This window comes from Flectobacillus sp. BAB-3569 (genome assembly GCF_002270355.1).
GTDB lineage: Bacteria > Bacteroidota > Bacteroidia > Cytophagales > Spirosomataceae > Flectobacillus > Flectobacillus roseus.
In genome coordinates this window covers 121,176-136,914 of sequence record NZ_NJFZ01000003.1, presented here as the reverse complement: position 1 = coordinate 136,914, position 15,739 = coordinate 121,176, and the positions used below count along the sequence as shown (strand labels likewise).

13 protein-coding genes are annotated in these 15,739 nt (G+C 37.3%); 10 read left to right on the top strand and 3 right to left on the bottom strand.

All coding sequences use genetic code 11. The features are described 5' to 3' along the window. Positions 1 to 40 precede the first annotated feature (40 nt). Entirely contained in the window at positions 41 to 1,354 is a 1,314-nt protein-coding gene (locus BWI92_RS01380) for a UDP-glucose/GDP-mannose dehydrogenase family protein (protein WP_095160332.1), read from the top strand. A 73-nt stretch (positions 1,355 to 1,427) separates the two neighbouring features. Beyond that, on the top strand, positions 1,428 to 2,417 hold the full coding sequence (locus tag BWI92_RS01375; protein WP_095160331.1) for a UDP-glucuronic acid decarboxylase family protein: 990 nt from the start codon (positions 1,428 to 1,430) through the stop codon (positions 2,415 to 2,417). A 174-nt stretch (positions 2,418 to 2,591) separates the two neighbouring features. On the opposite strand, the gene BWI92_RS28585 is transcribed toward BWI92_RS01375, so the two are convergent. Both BWI92_RS28585 and BWI92_RS01370 read right to left on the bottom strand, forming a co-directional pair. Next, a complete protein-coding gene (locus tag BWI92_RS28585; RefSeq protein WP_310588848.1) occupies positions 2,592 to 3,203 on the bottom strand; it encodes a hypothetical protein in 612 nt (203 codons plus the stop codon). Positions 3,204 to 3,217: 14 nt separating this feature from the next. Further along, complete coding sequence (locus BWI92_RS01370) at positions 3,218 to 5,908, bottom strand: TonB-dependent receptor domain-containing protein (protein ID WP_310588847.1); 2,691 nt, start codon at positions 5,906 to 5,908, stop codon at positions 3,218 to 3,220. Between the two features lie 401 nt (positions 5,909 to 6,309). On the opposite strand from BWI92_RS01370, the gene BWI92_RS01365 reads away from it, so the two are divergent. The 6 genes from BWI92_RS01365 to BWI92_RS01340 all read left to right on the top strand — a co-directional run bounded on the left by BWI92_RS01365 (position 6,310) and on the right by BWI92_RS01340 (position 11,619). Then, positions 6,310 to 7,146 carry a glycerophosphodiester phosphodiesterase family protein gene (locus BWI92_RS01365; RefSeq protein WP_095160330.1) on the top strand — a complete coding sequence of 279 codons (837 nt, stop codon included), beginning with the start codon at positions 6,310 to 6,312 and terminating at the stop codon, positions 7,144 to 7,146. Between the two features lie 77 nt (positions 7,147 to 7,223). After that, complete coding sequence (locus tag BWI92_RS01360) at positions 7,224 to 7,994, top strand: alpha/beta fold hydrolase (protein ID WP_095160329.1); 771 nt, start codon at positions 7,224 to 7,226, stop codon at positions 7,992 to 7,994. Between the two features lie 8 nt (positions 7,995 to 8,002). Beyond that, a complete protein-coding gene (locus tag BWI92_RS01355) occupies positions 8,003 to 8,701 on the top strand; it encodes an SAM-dependent methyltransferase (RefSeq protein ID WP_095160328.1) in 699 nt (232 codons plus the stop codon). Between the two features lie 266 nt (positions 8,702 to 8,967). After that, on the top strand, positions 8,968 to 9,609 hold the full coding sequence (locus tag BWI92_RS01350; protein WP_095160327.1) for an MBL fold metallo-hydrolase: 642 nt from the start codon (positions 8,968 to 8,970) through the stop codon (positions 9,607 to 9,609). A gap of 12 nt (positions 9,610 to 9,621) precedes the next feature. Beyond that, positions 9,622 to 10,371, top strand: a complete 750-nt coding sequence (locus tag BWI92_RS01345; protein ID WP_095160326.1) for a phosphatidylcholine/phosphatidylserine synthase — start codon at positions 9,622 to 9,624, stop codon at positions 10,369 to 10,371. A 246-nt stretch (positions 10,372 to 10,617) separates the two neighbouring features. Continuing rightward, complete coding sequence (locus BWI92_RS01340) at positions 10,618 to 11,619, top strand: beta-ketoacyl-ACP synthase III (protein ID WP_095160325.1); 1,002 nt, start codon at positions 10,618 to 10,620, stop codon at positions 11,617 to 11,619. A gap of 411 nt (positions 11,620 to 12,030) precedes the next feature. On the opposite strand, the gene BWI92_RS01335 is transcribed toward BWI92_RS01340, so the two are convergent. Further along, the gene (locus BWI92_RS01335; RefSeq protein ID WP_310588850.1) at positions 12,031 to 12,375 is read right to left on the bottom strand and encodes a CoA-binding protein; all 345 of its coding nucleotides are present in this window, start codon (positions 12,373 to 12,375) and stop codon (positions 12,031 to 12,033) included. Positions 12,376 to 12,558: 183 nt separating this feature from the next. On the opposite strand from BWI92_RS01335, the gene BWI92_RS01330 reads away from it, so the two are divergent. Both BWI92_RS01330 and BWI92_RS01325 read left to right on the top strand, forming a co-directional pair. After that, a complete protein-coding gene (locus tag BWI92_RS01330) occupies positions 12,559 to 14,601 on the top strand; it encodes a hypothetical protein (RefSeq protein ID WP_095160323.1) in 2,043 nt (680 codons plus the stop codon). 538 nt (positions 14,602 to 15,139) lie between these two features. Then, positions 15,140 to 15,736 carry an NUMOD4 domain-containing protein gene (locus BWI92_RS01325; protein WP_095160322.1) on the top strand — a complete coding sequence of 199 codons (597 nt, stop codon included), beginning with the start codon at positions 15,140 to 15,142 and terminating at the stop codon, positions 15,734 to 15,736. Positions 15,737 to 15,739: the final 3 nt, after the last annotated feature.

The window sequence follows — 15,739 nt, the reverse complement described above, 5'->3', positions numbered from 1 at the left end:
TATATTTTCCCAACTTTAATCGAAATTATCGTCTGAATTTATGAAAATCGCTGTAATTGGAACTGGCTACGTGGGTCTTGTAACAGGGACTTGCTTCGCCGAGACAGGAAACCAAGTAACCTGTGTGGATATCGACGAAAAGAAAGTCGAAAAAATGAAGAATGGCATCATCCCTATCTATGAGCCAGGATTGGACGTATTGTTCAATCGTAACACTGCTGAAGGGAGATTGAAATTCACGACCAATTTGGCGGAAGGTATCAAAGATGCAAAAGTAATCTTCTTGGCTTTGCCAACCCCTCCAGGCGAAGATGGCTCAGCAGATTTAAAATATATTTTGAAAGTTGCTGATGATTTAGGTCCTATCCTTGATCAATATGTGGTAGTGATTGATAAAAGTACTGTACCAGTAGGTACGGCAGAAAAAGTACATGCTGCGATTGCTAAAAATGCTTCTGAAGAACTTTTTGATGTGGTATCAAACCCAGAGTTTTTGCGTGAAGGTGTAGCGGTAGAAGACTTTATGAAGCCTGACCGTGTAGTAATTGGTACTCGTTCGGATAAAGCAAAAGCTGTAATGAACAAGCTGTATGCTCCATTGGTACGTCAAGGTAACCCTGTTATCTTCATGGATGAGCGTTCGGCTGAAATGACCAAATATGCTGCAAATGCGTTCTTGGCAACTAAAATCACGTTTATGAACGAGATTGCTAACCTTTGCGAAAAAGTAGGTGCTAATGTAGACGATATTCGTCGTGGTATTGGTACAGACTCACGTATCGGAAAGCGTTTCTTATTTGCTGGTATTGGCTATGGTGGTAGTTGTTTTCCAAAAGATGTTCAGGCTTTAGCAAAAACGTCTTCTGATAACGAATACGAATTCCAGATTTTGAAGGCTGTGATGAACGTAAATGAAGGTCAAAAGACGAAGTTAATCCCAACGATCAAAGAACACTTCGGTGGTGATTTGAAAGGCAAAGTATTTGCGATGTGGGGTTTGGCCTTCAAACCATATACAGATGATATTCGTGAGGCACCAGCTTTGTACAATATCGAAGAATTATTGGCAGAAGGGGTAACTATTAAAGCATTTGACCCAGAAGCAATGGAAAATGTGAAGGGAGTTATCGGCGATAAAATTACCTATACAAAAGGTCCTTACGAAGCAATCAAAGATGCAGATGCAGTATTGATTATGACCGAATGGCCACAATTCCGTACACCAGAGTTTGAGGTGATGGATGTCTTGTTGAAAAACAAGGTAATTTTCGATGGTCGTAACTTGTACGAACTTGACCAAATGAAAGAACTAGGCTATACTTACTATTCAGTAGGTAGAGATGCAGTTAAATAATGGTGAATTGTGAATTAGTGAATGAGTCTTTTTATAAAAACACTCATTCACTAATTCACTAAATCTAAACAATATGAAACGAGTATTAATCACAGGTGGAGCAGGCTTTTTAGGCTCTCACCTTTGCGATAGATTTATCAAAGAAGGTTATCATGTTATTGCAATGGATAACCTTATTACAGGTGACTTAAAAAACATTGAGCACTTGTTCAAATTACCTAACTTCGAGTTTTATCATCACGATGTATCGAAGTTTATCCACGTTCCAGGCGAGTTAGATTATATTCTTCACTTTGCTTCGCCAGCTTCACCAATTGACTATTTGAAAATTCCAATTCAGACCCTTAAAGTAGGTTCATTGGGTATTCACAATTGTTTGGGATTGGCTCGTGTAAAGAATGCTAGAGTATTGATTGCTTCTACTTCGGAAGTTTATGGTGACCCAACTGTACACCCACAAACAGAGGAATATTGGGGTAACGTAAACCCAGTGGGTCCACGTGGTGTATATGACGAGGCAAAACGTTTCCAAGAAGCTATGACAATGGCATACCATACGTATCATGGCTTGGAGACTCGTATCGTTCGTATCTTCAATACTTACGGTCCTAGAATGCGATTGAACGACGGACGTGTATTGCCAGCATTTATTGGTCAAGCGTTGCGTGGTGAGGATTTAACGATGTTTGGAGACGGTTCTCAAACGCGTTCATTCTGTTTCGTAGATGACTTAGTGGAAGGTATCTACCGTTTGTTGTTGAGCGACTATCCTTATCCAGTAAACATTGGTAATCCAGATGAAATCACGATTAAAGAATTTGGTGAAGAAATCATCAAATTGACAGGTACAAACCAAAAGTTGATTTCATTACCATTACCAAAAGACGATCCAAAACAACGCCAACCAAACATCACAAAAGCGAAGGAGCTTTTAGGTTGGGAACCAAAAGTAAATCGTGCAGAAGGTCTAAAAATCACTTACGAATACTTCAAGTCATTACCAAACGATGAACTGTACAAAATGGCAGATCACAGAGGTTTTGAAGATTACGAGAGAAAATAAAATAAAAACCCCAAGCGAAATGCTTGGGGTTTTTATTTTGCTAAAAGAGAATTGTCTTTAGATAGCCTAAAGACAATTTTGTTCAATTTCATGTAGATATTTAACCTCATTGCAAATAAAAATCCCGCCCTTGTGAGGCGGGATTTTTTTGTATGTTTTATGTCCGCGATTCGATTATTCGAAAATATAACGAATACCGAATTGTGCTTGCCATACGTTGTTTACGTTGATACTCTTAACAAATGAGTCACGTAACAAAATAGTTTGGTTAGCACCAGCAGCATCTTGTACAACTTGAGTACCCAATGTATAAGTTACAGAACCATCTGTAGCTACAGTTGCTCTCAATGGGTTCAAGTTAGTTGCAACCCAACCTACACCGAACTTGTTGTTTATTAAGTTACCTACGTTCAAGATATCTGCACGTAAACGGATGATATTCTTCTTATTTTTACCAGCTTTCACATAGAAATCTTGCTCAACAGTAAAGTCAAAACGAGTCAACCAAGGAGAGTATCCACCGTTACGTTCAGCATACTGACCACGACGAGTTTTCAAGTAGTCGTTACCTTCGATGAATGCATCAAATGCAGCTGCTTGCTCAGCACCAGTATAAACACGACCACTGATTGTTTGGTTAACAAAGTTCAAGTCCGAACCTTTGTTTGGAACAAAGATCAAATCATTGATTTGACCATCGTTGTTGAAGTCGTTACCAAATGTATAAGATTGTCTAAATCCACTGTTAGATACCATACCTAAAGTAAACATTGTAGAACCACCCATTTTACCACCATAGTTCAAACGGTAGTTACATAACCTACAATACGGTGACGCAAGTCGTTATCAGAGAAAGCAGTTGTCAAGTAGTTTTGACCAGCAACAGTTGGAATGTTAGCTTGAACAGTTGAACCTACAGATTGAAGGTCTTTTGCTAAAGCATAAGTATAACCTAACATACCTCCAAAACCATCTGTAGTTGGTTTTTCTAACTTAGCAGTAAATGAGTAAGACTCACCTTTGTTAGTGTTTGAAAGCACAAATACGTTTGTTGTTGCACTATTCATGAATCTTGTACCTGTAAATCTATCACGAGTATCAACACCAGTGAATTTAGTAGTAGGAGCATTCAAGTTGGCATCGATATAACGCAATGCGTTGATATTCTTGTTATAGATAGCTTCAACTGTACCAATCAAACCTAATGGTAATTTCTGATCAATCGCGATGTTTGACTTCCAAATCATTGGGTTTTCCAAATCTTCTTTAGAAGCATTCACAACGTAAGCAGGCAATCTTGTAATATCTGTAGTAGTTGGCTTATACACACTTGGATCCAATGTGAATGGGTATCTCAATCTATCAGCAGCAGTTGTAGGGCTAATCAAAGCAGTGTTTACACCGTTGTTACCCAATTGGTTTGATACCAATACTTGAGGAATACGAGAAACGAAAATACCAGTACCACCACGAATCTGAGTAGTTTTATCTCCTTTAACATCATAGTTAAATCCGATACGTGGAGAAACTAACAATTTTGCACTTGGGAATGCTCCAGTATTTACTTTCAAGTTAGCACCATTCTCATCTTTGTAAGTCAAACCAGCAACAACAGGGTTGTAGAATGAAGCAGAAGTTGAGTTGTCATAGCTAAAGATATCAAAACGAACACCACCTGTCACTTTCAAACGATCATTTACTTGGAATTCATCTTGTAAGTAAGCAGAGTATGTAGAAATCTTCAAAGTTTGAAGAGGCTCTTCTCCGTTAGGCAACAATGAATATCTGTAGTTGAAACGAGCGATAGGAACAGGAGATGTAGTCAAGTTTGGATTAGCCTTGTAAGCTAAAGCTGCAGTTTTGAAATCATCAATTGAGTTATAAACCCAAACACCGTTTGAAGACGGGAAGAATACGTTATTCGATGTGAAGTATTCGTAAGCAAGACCTAATGTCAATGTGTGGTTACCCGCATAATAAGACAAGTTGTTTGTTAAATTCAAAGTAGAATAGTTCAACTTGTTATTTGGCGTAAATGGATCCATACCTAAAGAAGTATAAGTAGAACCATCTTTCAAAATATCAATTGTTGGGAACAAATTCTGTTGAACGCGGTCTTCAGTTTGTTTGTTATAAGTTGCAATAAAGTTGTTAGCAAACTTACTATTGAATGTCGAGTTCAATTCAGCAACAATAGAACGAGTATTATCTTGAATCACATAACCTGTATTTTGCATTGATAATGCTAGCGCAGAGTTAGTTCTGTTACCATTACCAGCAGTGTTACTTGAGTTAGAGTTACTGATGATAGAACCAGATTGTGAATCGTGGTGAGAGTAACGAACTGACAATTTGTGATTGTTGTTGATGTTATAATCCAAACGAATCAACGCTTTTGAAGAAGTTACATCGTTATTGAAGTTATCGATGGCTCCTCCATCCCAACCGAAGTTGGTTTTCATAAAGCTACTCAAATCTTCTAAATCAGCCGCTGTAACACGTGATACGTTACCAGTAGCTCCAGCACGGTTTGCTGACCAGTTCAACGCTGGCGTTGAACTTTTGAAGTTTTCGTAGTTAGCGAAGAAGAACAATTTATCCTTAATGATAGGACCACCAACTCTGAAGCCTGTAGTTTTCTCATTAATATTTACAGTCGGTAAATCTCTACCATCTGCTTTTTTACCTACAAGATTGCTACCTCTAAAAATATGGTATGCAGAACCAGTAAATTCGTTAGTACCTGAGCGAGTTACTGCGTTGATACCAGCACCAGCAAAACCAGATTGACGAACGTCAAATGGAGCGATGTTTACTTGTACTTGCTCGATAGCATCTAAAGATACAGCAGTTGTACCTGTACGACCACCCGCTTGAGCTGAGCTACCTAAACCAAATCCGTTGTTGAATACAGAACCGTCAATTGTAAAGTTATTGAAGCGGCTATCTTGACCACCAAAAGAACGACCATTACTGTAAGCATTGTATTTAGTAATATCATCGATTGTACGACCAATTGTAGGCAAACTGTTAATAGCGCCAGTACCAAAAGTTGCAGCAGCACCTGTACGACCAGAACTAAATACATCTGAACGAGAAGTTTTTACAACTACTTCATCCAATTGCTTTCCACCATCTTCATCCATTGAGAAGCTAGCGTTAGTTGCAGTACCGAGAGTTGTAAATAAGTTTTCTCTTACTTGTTCTTTGTAACCTACAAATGTTACTTTAATTGTAAAAGGACCGCCAACACGTACCCCTGGAAGAGTATAGCGACCTGATGCGTTTGTAGATACACCATAACGTGTACCTGATGGAGTGTGTACAGCAATTACACTTGCGCCAGGAAGTGCTTCACCTTTCTTATCAGTAACAATACCAGAAATTGATGAAGATGTAACCTGTGCAAAAACCTGTACACTTGAAATAGTAGCAGCAACTGCAAAAAGCAATGTCAAAACTACGTTAGTGGTAAAGATTCTTTTCAACATAGTGAATTTGGAATTTAGTTAGAAACTGAATGGATGATTTGGCTACAAAATAACAACAAAAATTTAGTAACAACAAAATTCGAAAATTAACTGAATGTAAATTTCCTTACTGTAAGGTACTGATTTATAAGTTTTGGCCATCAGACCTCTTAAAATAATGCTAATTTTTATACAAACAGTTTAACTAAAAGAATTTAAAAGCAAGTAGATTTTGTTAATCTATTAGATTAGTATTTTTTAAAGATTCTTTTAAATTGATGTATATACCTATATTTCATGATAAAGGTTTTAAATTTGCTACATGTCAAGTCAATTCCAACGATGATATTATCTAAATTTTATTTTGCTTTCTACAGCTCCATCAATCTTTTCAACAAACACTTTTAAAAATCTTTTGAGGAATGAATACTGCTCGAAATTTTATTTTCCTGATTACTTCTATTGTATTACTATTTAGTAGTCTAAAAAGTTTTACACAAAATCTCAAAATCTGTGGGCATCGTGGTGGATTTTATCAAAATTTTCCTGAAAATAGCGCCCCACTTTTTGACTATACCTACCAAAATGCCAACTCCTCTCCCATTATTCTGGAGTTAGATATTAGAGAAAATTTCAATGGTAACCTCTTTGTATTGCATGATACTAGTCTTGAGAGAACTACAACTGCAACAGGACTCATCAAAACATCCAATGATTCATTACTTTCAAAAACTTTTTTGAAAAATAGTCTAGGAAATATTTCAAAAACACCGCTTCCTACTTTCAATGAAATGTTGGTTTGGCTCAAAAAACATCCAAGGGCTTGGTTGATGCTTGATGTTAAAGGAAATTCTTGGAGAAAAGTGTACGAAGCGGTACACCAATACCAACTCGATTCGAGAGTGCTTTTTCTCACTTTCAAACCTGAAAATACCAAAGAGGTTTTTCAACTTTCGACGACTACAAATATTTCTGCGCTAATAAGAAATGAAGAAGATTGGAAAAATATTCTTGCATTTCAGCCTGATTTCAAACAGCTTGTTGCCTATGTCAACCCTCAAACGCCTGTGTCTGTCATTGCTGAATTAAAAGCAAAAGGTGTTCGTCTCATGGCAGATTGTAGCGAAAACGCTAAAAATCATCCTAAGCCTTTTGAGTCATCTTTTTATCAGGATTTAGCACAAAGTCTACAATTAGATATAATGATTACTGATTACCCTGTCGAGGTAAGTCGTATCTTTGCAGAAAAAAACAAATAATCTTCCTTCCTAGATTTTAGCAGATAAGCGTATTTCACTCGGAATGTATATTTCGTTGAACGCTCACATATTCGAAAATGAAACTATATTTTAGAAAAGCTGGCGAAACTGGCCAAGCGATTATTATTCTTCATGGTATTTTTGGTTCGTCGGACAACTGGCTTACCATCGGAAAAGTTTTGGCCGACACTTATCAGGTGTATATGGTCGACCAGCGTAATCATGGACAATCGCCAAGAAGTGATGAGTTCAATTACGAAGTGATGTCTGCCGACTTAAAAGAATTTATCGACGATCACCAAATCGAAAATCCTATTATCATCGGTCACTCCATGGGTGGCAAAACAGTCATGCAATTTGCACTCAATTATCCAGATTCATTTTCAAAAATGATGGTGGTTGATATTGCACCCAAATTCTATCCTGTGCATCACCACATGATTTTGCAAGGACTAGCGGCTGTCGATCTTCCTAATCTTAGTAGTCGTACCGAGGCCAACGAAATTTTAAAACGCTTTGAGGAAAAAGAAGGGGTACGTCAGTTTTTGATTAAAAACCTTTGGAGAAACCCAGAAAAAGACAATCAATTTGATTGGAGAATCAACGTACCTGTAATCTCTAAGAATATTGATGTAGTTGGTCACGAATTAGACAACGAACATGTGGTAGACCAACCTGTACTATTTGTCCGTGGCTCCGAATCGCACTATATCCAGCCAGAAGACGAACGTCGTATTTGGGAAATTTTCCCTAACTACGAATTAGTCACTGTCGAGGGCGCAGGCCACTGGGTACAGGCAGACAACCCACAAGAATTTATTAGAATCACACGAGAATTTGTACAATAGTCCCCTCCATGAAGACTTTATATCTTATCCCAACCACAATGGCGCCCAATACGGCACATCAGGTATTGGCACCACAAATATTGGAGGTAGTCAAACAAACAAATTATTATTTTGTAGAAAATATTCGAACGGCTCGTCGTTGTATCAGCGAACTCAAATTGGGCAAGATTATTGACGAATTAGTATTTTTTGAATTGGATAAAGATACTACCGCTGATAAGGTTCGTTCCTATTTTAAACAAATTCCTGCCGATGCATCTATCGGCGTCATGTCAGAGGCAGGCTGCCCTGGTGTAGCAGACCCGGGGGCTGTTGCTGTACAAATAGCCCATGAAATGGGTATTAGGGTATGTCCGCTTGTTGGGCCATCCTCTATCCTTCTGGGTTTGATGGCTTCGGGTTTTTCTGGTCAATCTTTTATTTTCCATGGCTATTTACCGATTGATAAAATTGAAAGGCAGAAATCTTTAAAGAATTTAGAAAAAAGCGCTCAAAAACTCCAAACGCAGATATTTATGGAAACGCCATTTCGTAATAATCAGTTTTTGGAAGATATTTTGCAAACTTGTCAAGGCAATATCAAACTTTGTATTGCCAGTAATGTAAGTGCAGAAGATGAGTTTATCCAAACCAAAACTATTTCGGAATGGAAAAAACAAAAGCCTGATTTGCACAAAAAACCAACGATGTTTTTGATGAGCGCCTAACAAATGGGTAATTAAAGCTATTTGTTTAGGCACTAGGCAACAGGCACAAGGCACAGAGTGTTAAAATGCTCTTTATTAACCACAGCCATGCTTTTTAAAAAGCCCACTGCCGAAAGCCGATACCTGAAAGCCCAAAGCACAATCTTAAATTCTATTTTGCCCACTAACTTAGGTATTCATTCAAATCACTGATATACTGTTAACGAATAACTTCGCTTTACTTAATTTTTATAACTTTGTCAGTATAGACTTATTCTTACAAGAAAATGATTCAGATAGAAATATTTACATTTAATCCTTTCCAAGAAAATACCTACATTCTATGGGACGAAACTTTAGAATGTGTCATCATCGATCCGGGTTGTCACGTGTATGAGGAACGTAAGGCATTGACAGATTTTATTTCGGAGAAAAAACTAAAACCTGTTAAATTGCTCAATACACACGCTCATATAGATCATATTTTGGGTAATGCGTTCATCAAAAGAAACTATAACATTAGCTACTTTTTACACGAAAAAGACATTCCAGTGTTAAATTCAGCACCTGATAGAGCCGCATTTTGGGGATTTCCTGCCTATGAGCATGCTTCAGTGGATGAGTATTTGGAGGAAGGGAAAGATATAAGTTTTGGCAATAGCACTTTACAGGTTTTCTTTACGCCAGGACACGCTCCTGGGCACGTAGTGTTTTATGCCCAAAAACAAAATTTTGTAATTGGTGGCGATGTATTGTTCAAAGGAAGTGTAGGACGTACCGACTTACCTCTATGTAGCTTCGCCGATTTAGAAAAAAGTATTAAAACAAAATTATACACACTTCCCGACGAAACCGTAGTTTACCCTGGTCATGGATCAAGTACGACAATTGGTTTTGAGAAAAAGAATAATCCATTTGTCAGACTTTAAGCACAACACAGCATGTTTTCAATCAAAAATCATATCCCTAATGCTCTCACATGTGGAAATTTACTTTGTGGGATTTTTGGGTTAAATATTGTTCTTTCCACGCCAGATTTTATCAACCAGCCCGATAAATTAATTTTGCCTTCAATCCTCATTGGTGTGGCATTAGTCTGCGACTGGCTCGACGGCTTTATTGCTCGCTTGGTCAATGCGCAATCTCCCATCGGTAAAGAATTGGATTCCTTAGCAGACATGGTAACTTTTGGTGTTTTGCCAGCCTTTATCATGCTAAAGCTTATCGAAGGAAGTTGTACAACGGGAACTTGTACTGTAGGATTATTTGGTTTTTATAAACCTTATATTGCTTTTGTACTAGCCGTATTTTCGGCATTAAGATTAGCAAAATTCAATGTAGATACCCGCCAAAGTCATTCGTTCATTGGAGTGCCTACGCCAGCCAATGGCATGGTAGTGGCGTCGTTGCCGTTGATTTTGGTGTATCATCCCGAATACCGTGATTATGTGCTCAATTACAATGTTTTGATTATTTATTCAATTGTAATGTCTTATTTGTTGGTAGCAGAACTACCGCTTTTTGCTTTGAAATTCAAGAACTTTGATTGGAAATCTAATCAAGTCAAATATATCTTCTTAATACTTTCATTAGCATTAATTTTGGTCTTCAAATTCGTTGCTATTCCAGTGATTATCTTTATCTATATCCTGATTTCGATTGCTGATAATTTGATGGGGGAGAAAAAGTAACTATTTCCAAAATCATGAAAAGAGCTTCTTTTAAACAAAAGTTTGAAAGAAGCTCTTTATATTTTAGGTAAGATGGATTTCTAATTACTTTTTGTTTAGCTACGAATCAACACCGAAAAAGATAATTTTTTCCTACTTTTACACAAATATTTAAGTAAAACAGTAAGGGGGAAATTTTCAAAAGAAAAATACACTTTTGTTATTTTTCTTTAATATCAACAACAAACTAATTCACTTGGCAAAAATATGTATTATTCAAAAATTGTGGGACTAGGACATTACGTTCCTGAAAATGTAATTTCTAATCAATACCTCGAAAGCATTATGGATACCAACGACGCTTGGATTACCGAGCGAACAGGTATTAAAGAACGTCGATATTTTACTTACGGCAAGGACACGAATGCCTCAATGGCTACCGAAGCCGCTAAAATTGCCATCGAACGTGCTGGGCTAACGCCTCAGGAAATTGATTTTATTGTTTACGCTACGATTACGCCCGACTACTATTTCCCAGGGCCAGGCTTTGTATTACAACGCAATTTGGGCATGCAAAACGTCGGTGTCCTAGATATTCGTGACCAATGCTCTGGATTTGTATATGCGCTCTCAACAGCAGACCAATTTATTCGTTCGGGAATGTATAAAAACATTTTGGTCATTGGTGCTGAAATACAATCTACCTTTCTTAATCATACCACCGAAGGAAGAGGTGTAGCGGTTATTTTCGGCGATGGTGCAGGTGCAGCAGTCGTACAAGCAACTACCGACCCCTCGCATCGAATTCTTTCGACGCACTTACACGCCGATGGTACGTATGCCGAAGACTTGTACGTAAAAGACCCTGGAAGTAGCCGTCCAAAGCGTTTTTATGATGATTTGTTCGAAGATAAAAATACTGGAGAGGTGATTATGAATGGGAATATGGTGTTCAAACACGCCGTAGTTCGTTTTCCAGAAGTAATTAAAGAAGCTTTGGATAAAAACAATTTATCTCCAGAAGATATTGACCTATTGGTGCCACATCAAGCCAACCTTCGTATTTCGGAGTATGTGCGCCAGCAAATGGGCTTGCCAGAAGAAAAAGTAATGAATAATATCCAAAAATATGGCAATACCACCGCAGCATCCATCCCAATTGCCTTAAGTGAAGCTTGGGAAATGGGGAAAATTAAAGATGGACATTTGGTATGTCTGGCGGCTTTCGGAAGTGGTTTCACATGGGGTTCTGCTTTGATTAGGTGGTAGTTATTTAATTTGAAAATGTGCTGATTTGAAGACTAATCAATTTGAAGATTTGTCAATTTGAAGATTTGAAAATGTTTCGTAGATAGAGAATAAGGTCGATAAATAGAGCTAAACAACCTCATATTTTTTATCAATCCTTTCAATTAAATAGGAAAACGTTATTAGTTAACAGTCTAATTACTGGACAAAAAGAGAAAAGGTATTTAGACTTTTTCACTGAATTTTGTAAAAACAGTTTTAAACTGTTAAAAAAATGAGTCCAAGACTAAGTCTTGAACTAGTACATTCAATTTTGTCCAGTAATCAGGCCTCAGATATACTTTTAATTTAATATTTCCTACTTCTTATCTTCAAATTAACAAATCAGCACATTTTCAAATCTTCAAATTTACAAATTTTCAAATTTTCAAATTAATACTGTCCTGTCGAGAGTAATACCAAGGTACAGGCTTCTTCCACCGCTATTCCCTTACTTTGTGCCAAAGTCTCAAACTCAGGATTTTCGGTGCCTGGGTTAAATACGATACGTTTTGGGTTCAGTTCAAGTATGTAGTCATAATACGCTGGCTGATGCTGTGGACCGATGTACATAGTAACGGTATCTATATTTTCCAATTTAGGAAAACCATTTTGAATAAGAATAGAAGCGACTTCTCCTTTTTTTATTCCCAAAAGCTCTACTTCGTGCCCGTGATTTAAGAGCATATTGGTTGCGATGTAGGCATATCTTGCAGAATTGGTCGTTGCGCCAATCACCAATGTTTTTTTGCCATAAGTATTTATATATCATTCCCTTACTCTATTACTCGAAGTAATATCAAAGGCAAAAAATATGTAATTTTCAAGAATTTGTTTACTTTTAAAACAAATTTAAGAGAACTAATAGTTTCAGTATTACTGACATTTGTTACGTTCCATTATCCATTTTTATATTAATCTATGAATATCCCAAATACACATGATGATTTTTGCCAGCTATGGGCAAACAATCAGCAGCACTTAATTGCGCCCTATCTCAATGGGCAAAGTCAATTTATACCGCATCTTTTGCCCGAATTGGCCGTTAAGATTCCAACCGCCCAAATAGCTTATTTACTAGAGCGAAAGTTGGGACAAGCCACTTTCTATCAAGCCATTAACCCCAACAATACCGTAGATAGTCCTGTAAAGTCATTGACTGATGGACAATGGCTCAAAACGGTAAATATGGTTGGTATCAATGTTCGAACGATTCAGAGCTTTTGGAATGTAGTAAAGTACTCTCTCACGTTGCCTGCTTCACAATCTTCAATTCACCTATTGCCTATTTGGGAATGTGGTGTAGTCGCAAGTTTGTATGGTATGGCTGGTTGGAACATCAATCCTGAGTTCTATGATGCTGAATTAGCAAGCTACTATCCTCATTTGGATACTGTCGAAAAGCAATTGAAAGTGGTAGTCAATATCTTACATGCTTTAGGCAAAACTGTGGGCATGGACGTAATTCCACATACTGATCGTTATTCGGAAATCGCCCTTGCCAATCCTCAGTATTTTGAATGGTTACAACGAAAAGAATTCGAGATTTTAAACCATGAAGAAAATTTACATCTAAAAGTTCAGGAACGTATTTTTGAGTTCTTACAAAAAGTAGGTGCTTCGGTCAATATCCCTTACCCAGACAATGTTCAGGCATTTTTTGACAATACTCAAATCAGTGAATCAGATCGAATATTAGTATTATTTGGTCAGAAAAAAGACCTTTGGGGACGAAATGGACGCCGTAATCAGTTTATCAGCTATTTGTTTGAAGAAGGTTATGAGCCTGTACCTGCCACTATGGCGCCACCATATCGCGGTTTGGCAGTAGACCCACACGACGAGGCAAAAACAGTTGATGAAGACGGAAGAGTATGGCGCGACTATGTTATTGCTAAGCCACAAGCGATGTCTCGTGTTTTTGGGCCTTTGGGTAGATTTAAGCTTCATGAAGCTAAAAATAATAATGCAGATTGGGAAATTGACTTTGAAAAACCTCGTGTAGAAGTTTGGGAGTATGTAGCTAATCGTTACCTATCTTTTGCGCTCGATTTCAATTTTGATTTTATGCGTGGCGATATGTCACACGTGCAGATGCGCCCAGAAGGCACGCCTGAAAATCCTGATTTGTATTACGATATTCATAAATACATCAAACATTTTATTCGACAACACAAGCCTTCGTTTGGATATTTTGCAGAAAGCTTCTTGGCTCCTCCGAACGAAATGGCGTATGGAGTTGAAGAAGAACATTTGGAAGGTTCAGATACAGATTCTACCCTTGGTGACTTACAGTCGATGGTAGTGGGCTCGCCAAGATTTATAGCAGAATTTGCTCGTTATCATGAATTGGCACAAACGCGTAGTTTTGCGCCTAACTTTACGATCATGACCGCTGATAAGGACGACCCTCGTTTTGATGAATTTTATCTAAAAGGAAACGAATTGCGTCTTTTCATGGCATTATTTCTAACGGATATGCCCTCGTACATGAGTCTGGGTTACGAACAGCGCGACCCACATCCTGTACCTGCACCAAACGAAAATTATACAAAATTATATGTTTTTCAGCTCGACGAAGGACCCAAAGCTACCCACGGACCGTATATATGGGGAAAAAATGGAACGTTATTCCATAATTTAGAGCAAATAAAGGTAATTTCAGACCAGCTGATGCCTAAGATTATTCATCAAAAAATACATTGGTTGATTAGTCCATCAGCAGAAAACCAACATAAAGTAATTGCTTGGAAAATTGAAGGACTTGGCAACTACGTATTTCTTGCAAACCTAGATATTGAGCAAGATATTACGGCTATTGAGCTAAAAGGAGCATTAATCGGTACAGAACTCAAAAATATTTTTTCAACTTTTGCATCGCCATTACAAAATGTTACGCAATCAAACGGTGTATTTATCGTTAATAGCTTGTTAGCAGGAGAGTGTAAAATTTTTGAATTATAAGCAATTTTTAATTCTAATTTTGATATATTTACTCAAGCAGTTCGTTATATTTATGACGAATTGCTTGAAACAAAATCACTAGATGTTGAGTTATCATAGAGTGTTATATTTTGATTAGACCTAACCCAATAAAACGACAAACTCTCGTAATCTTATAGTTAGATTGCTCGCTACAATAAATCAATTATCTTTGACCATGTTTGATTTATAGTTACTAAATGAGGTCTATTAAGTATTGTGTTCACAAGTTTTAGGCTACAAGCCCTAGGCATTAGGTAAAATGTATTCATAATTTCGGAAGAAATTCTTTGACTCTTTTTGTTTAAAGCATAAAGCCTAAGACGGGTAAAATTTCTTAAATTTTGCTTATTTACTTAATGATGCTAGATGAGTAGCATACGGTCGAAACCTCAAGAAGTTAGCCTATGAATCATGTTAATTACGTTACTTACTTTACAAAATTTAATTGATTAGAAACAAACCAATTGTATAATAGGTTTAGTTGTTGTTATTTGTATAATCCTTAATCTTTACACCCATGACAGAAAAGAAAACAGCGTTGAAAATCAACAAAATCAGTAGTTTCTGGAACGAGAAATGGGTGGATATTCCGTTCACTGAAGTAGAAAATCCTCCTCGTTATCAGGTATCCAACTATGGAAGACTTAAAAGTTTCCAAAATGACCCTGTAAATGGCGAAATTATTGCTGGCTCAAAAATTCAAGGATATAAATCATTGAATATCAGAGCAAGAGGCAATAAGTCCTTGAATCGCTATGTACATAAACTTGTGGCTGAGTTTTTCTTGAAAAAAGACTCGGATGAGAAGAAATTTGTCATCCACCTCGACCACGACAAGCTTAACAACCACTGGGAAAATTTGAAATGGGTTACACGTGATGAAATGACCATTCATAACCGTGATAATCCAGCTGTGAGAGACAAAGTTATTCCAAGAAGAACCAAAAACTACAAACTCACAGAAAGTAAGGTTTTGATGATTAAAAAGATGCTTCGCTCAGACAAAAACCGTCTGAAAATGATTGCAAAGCAATTTGGCATCACTCATACACAACTTAACCGTATTCGTTCTGGTGAAAACTGGGGCCACGTTAAATTGGATGATGAGAAATAAAAA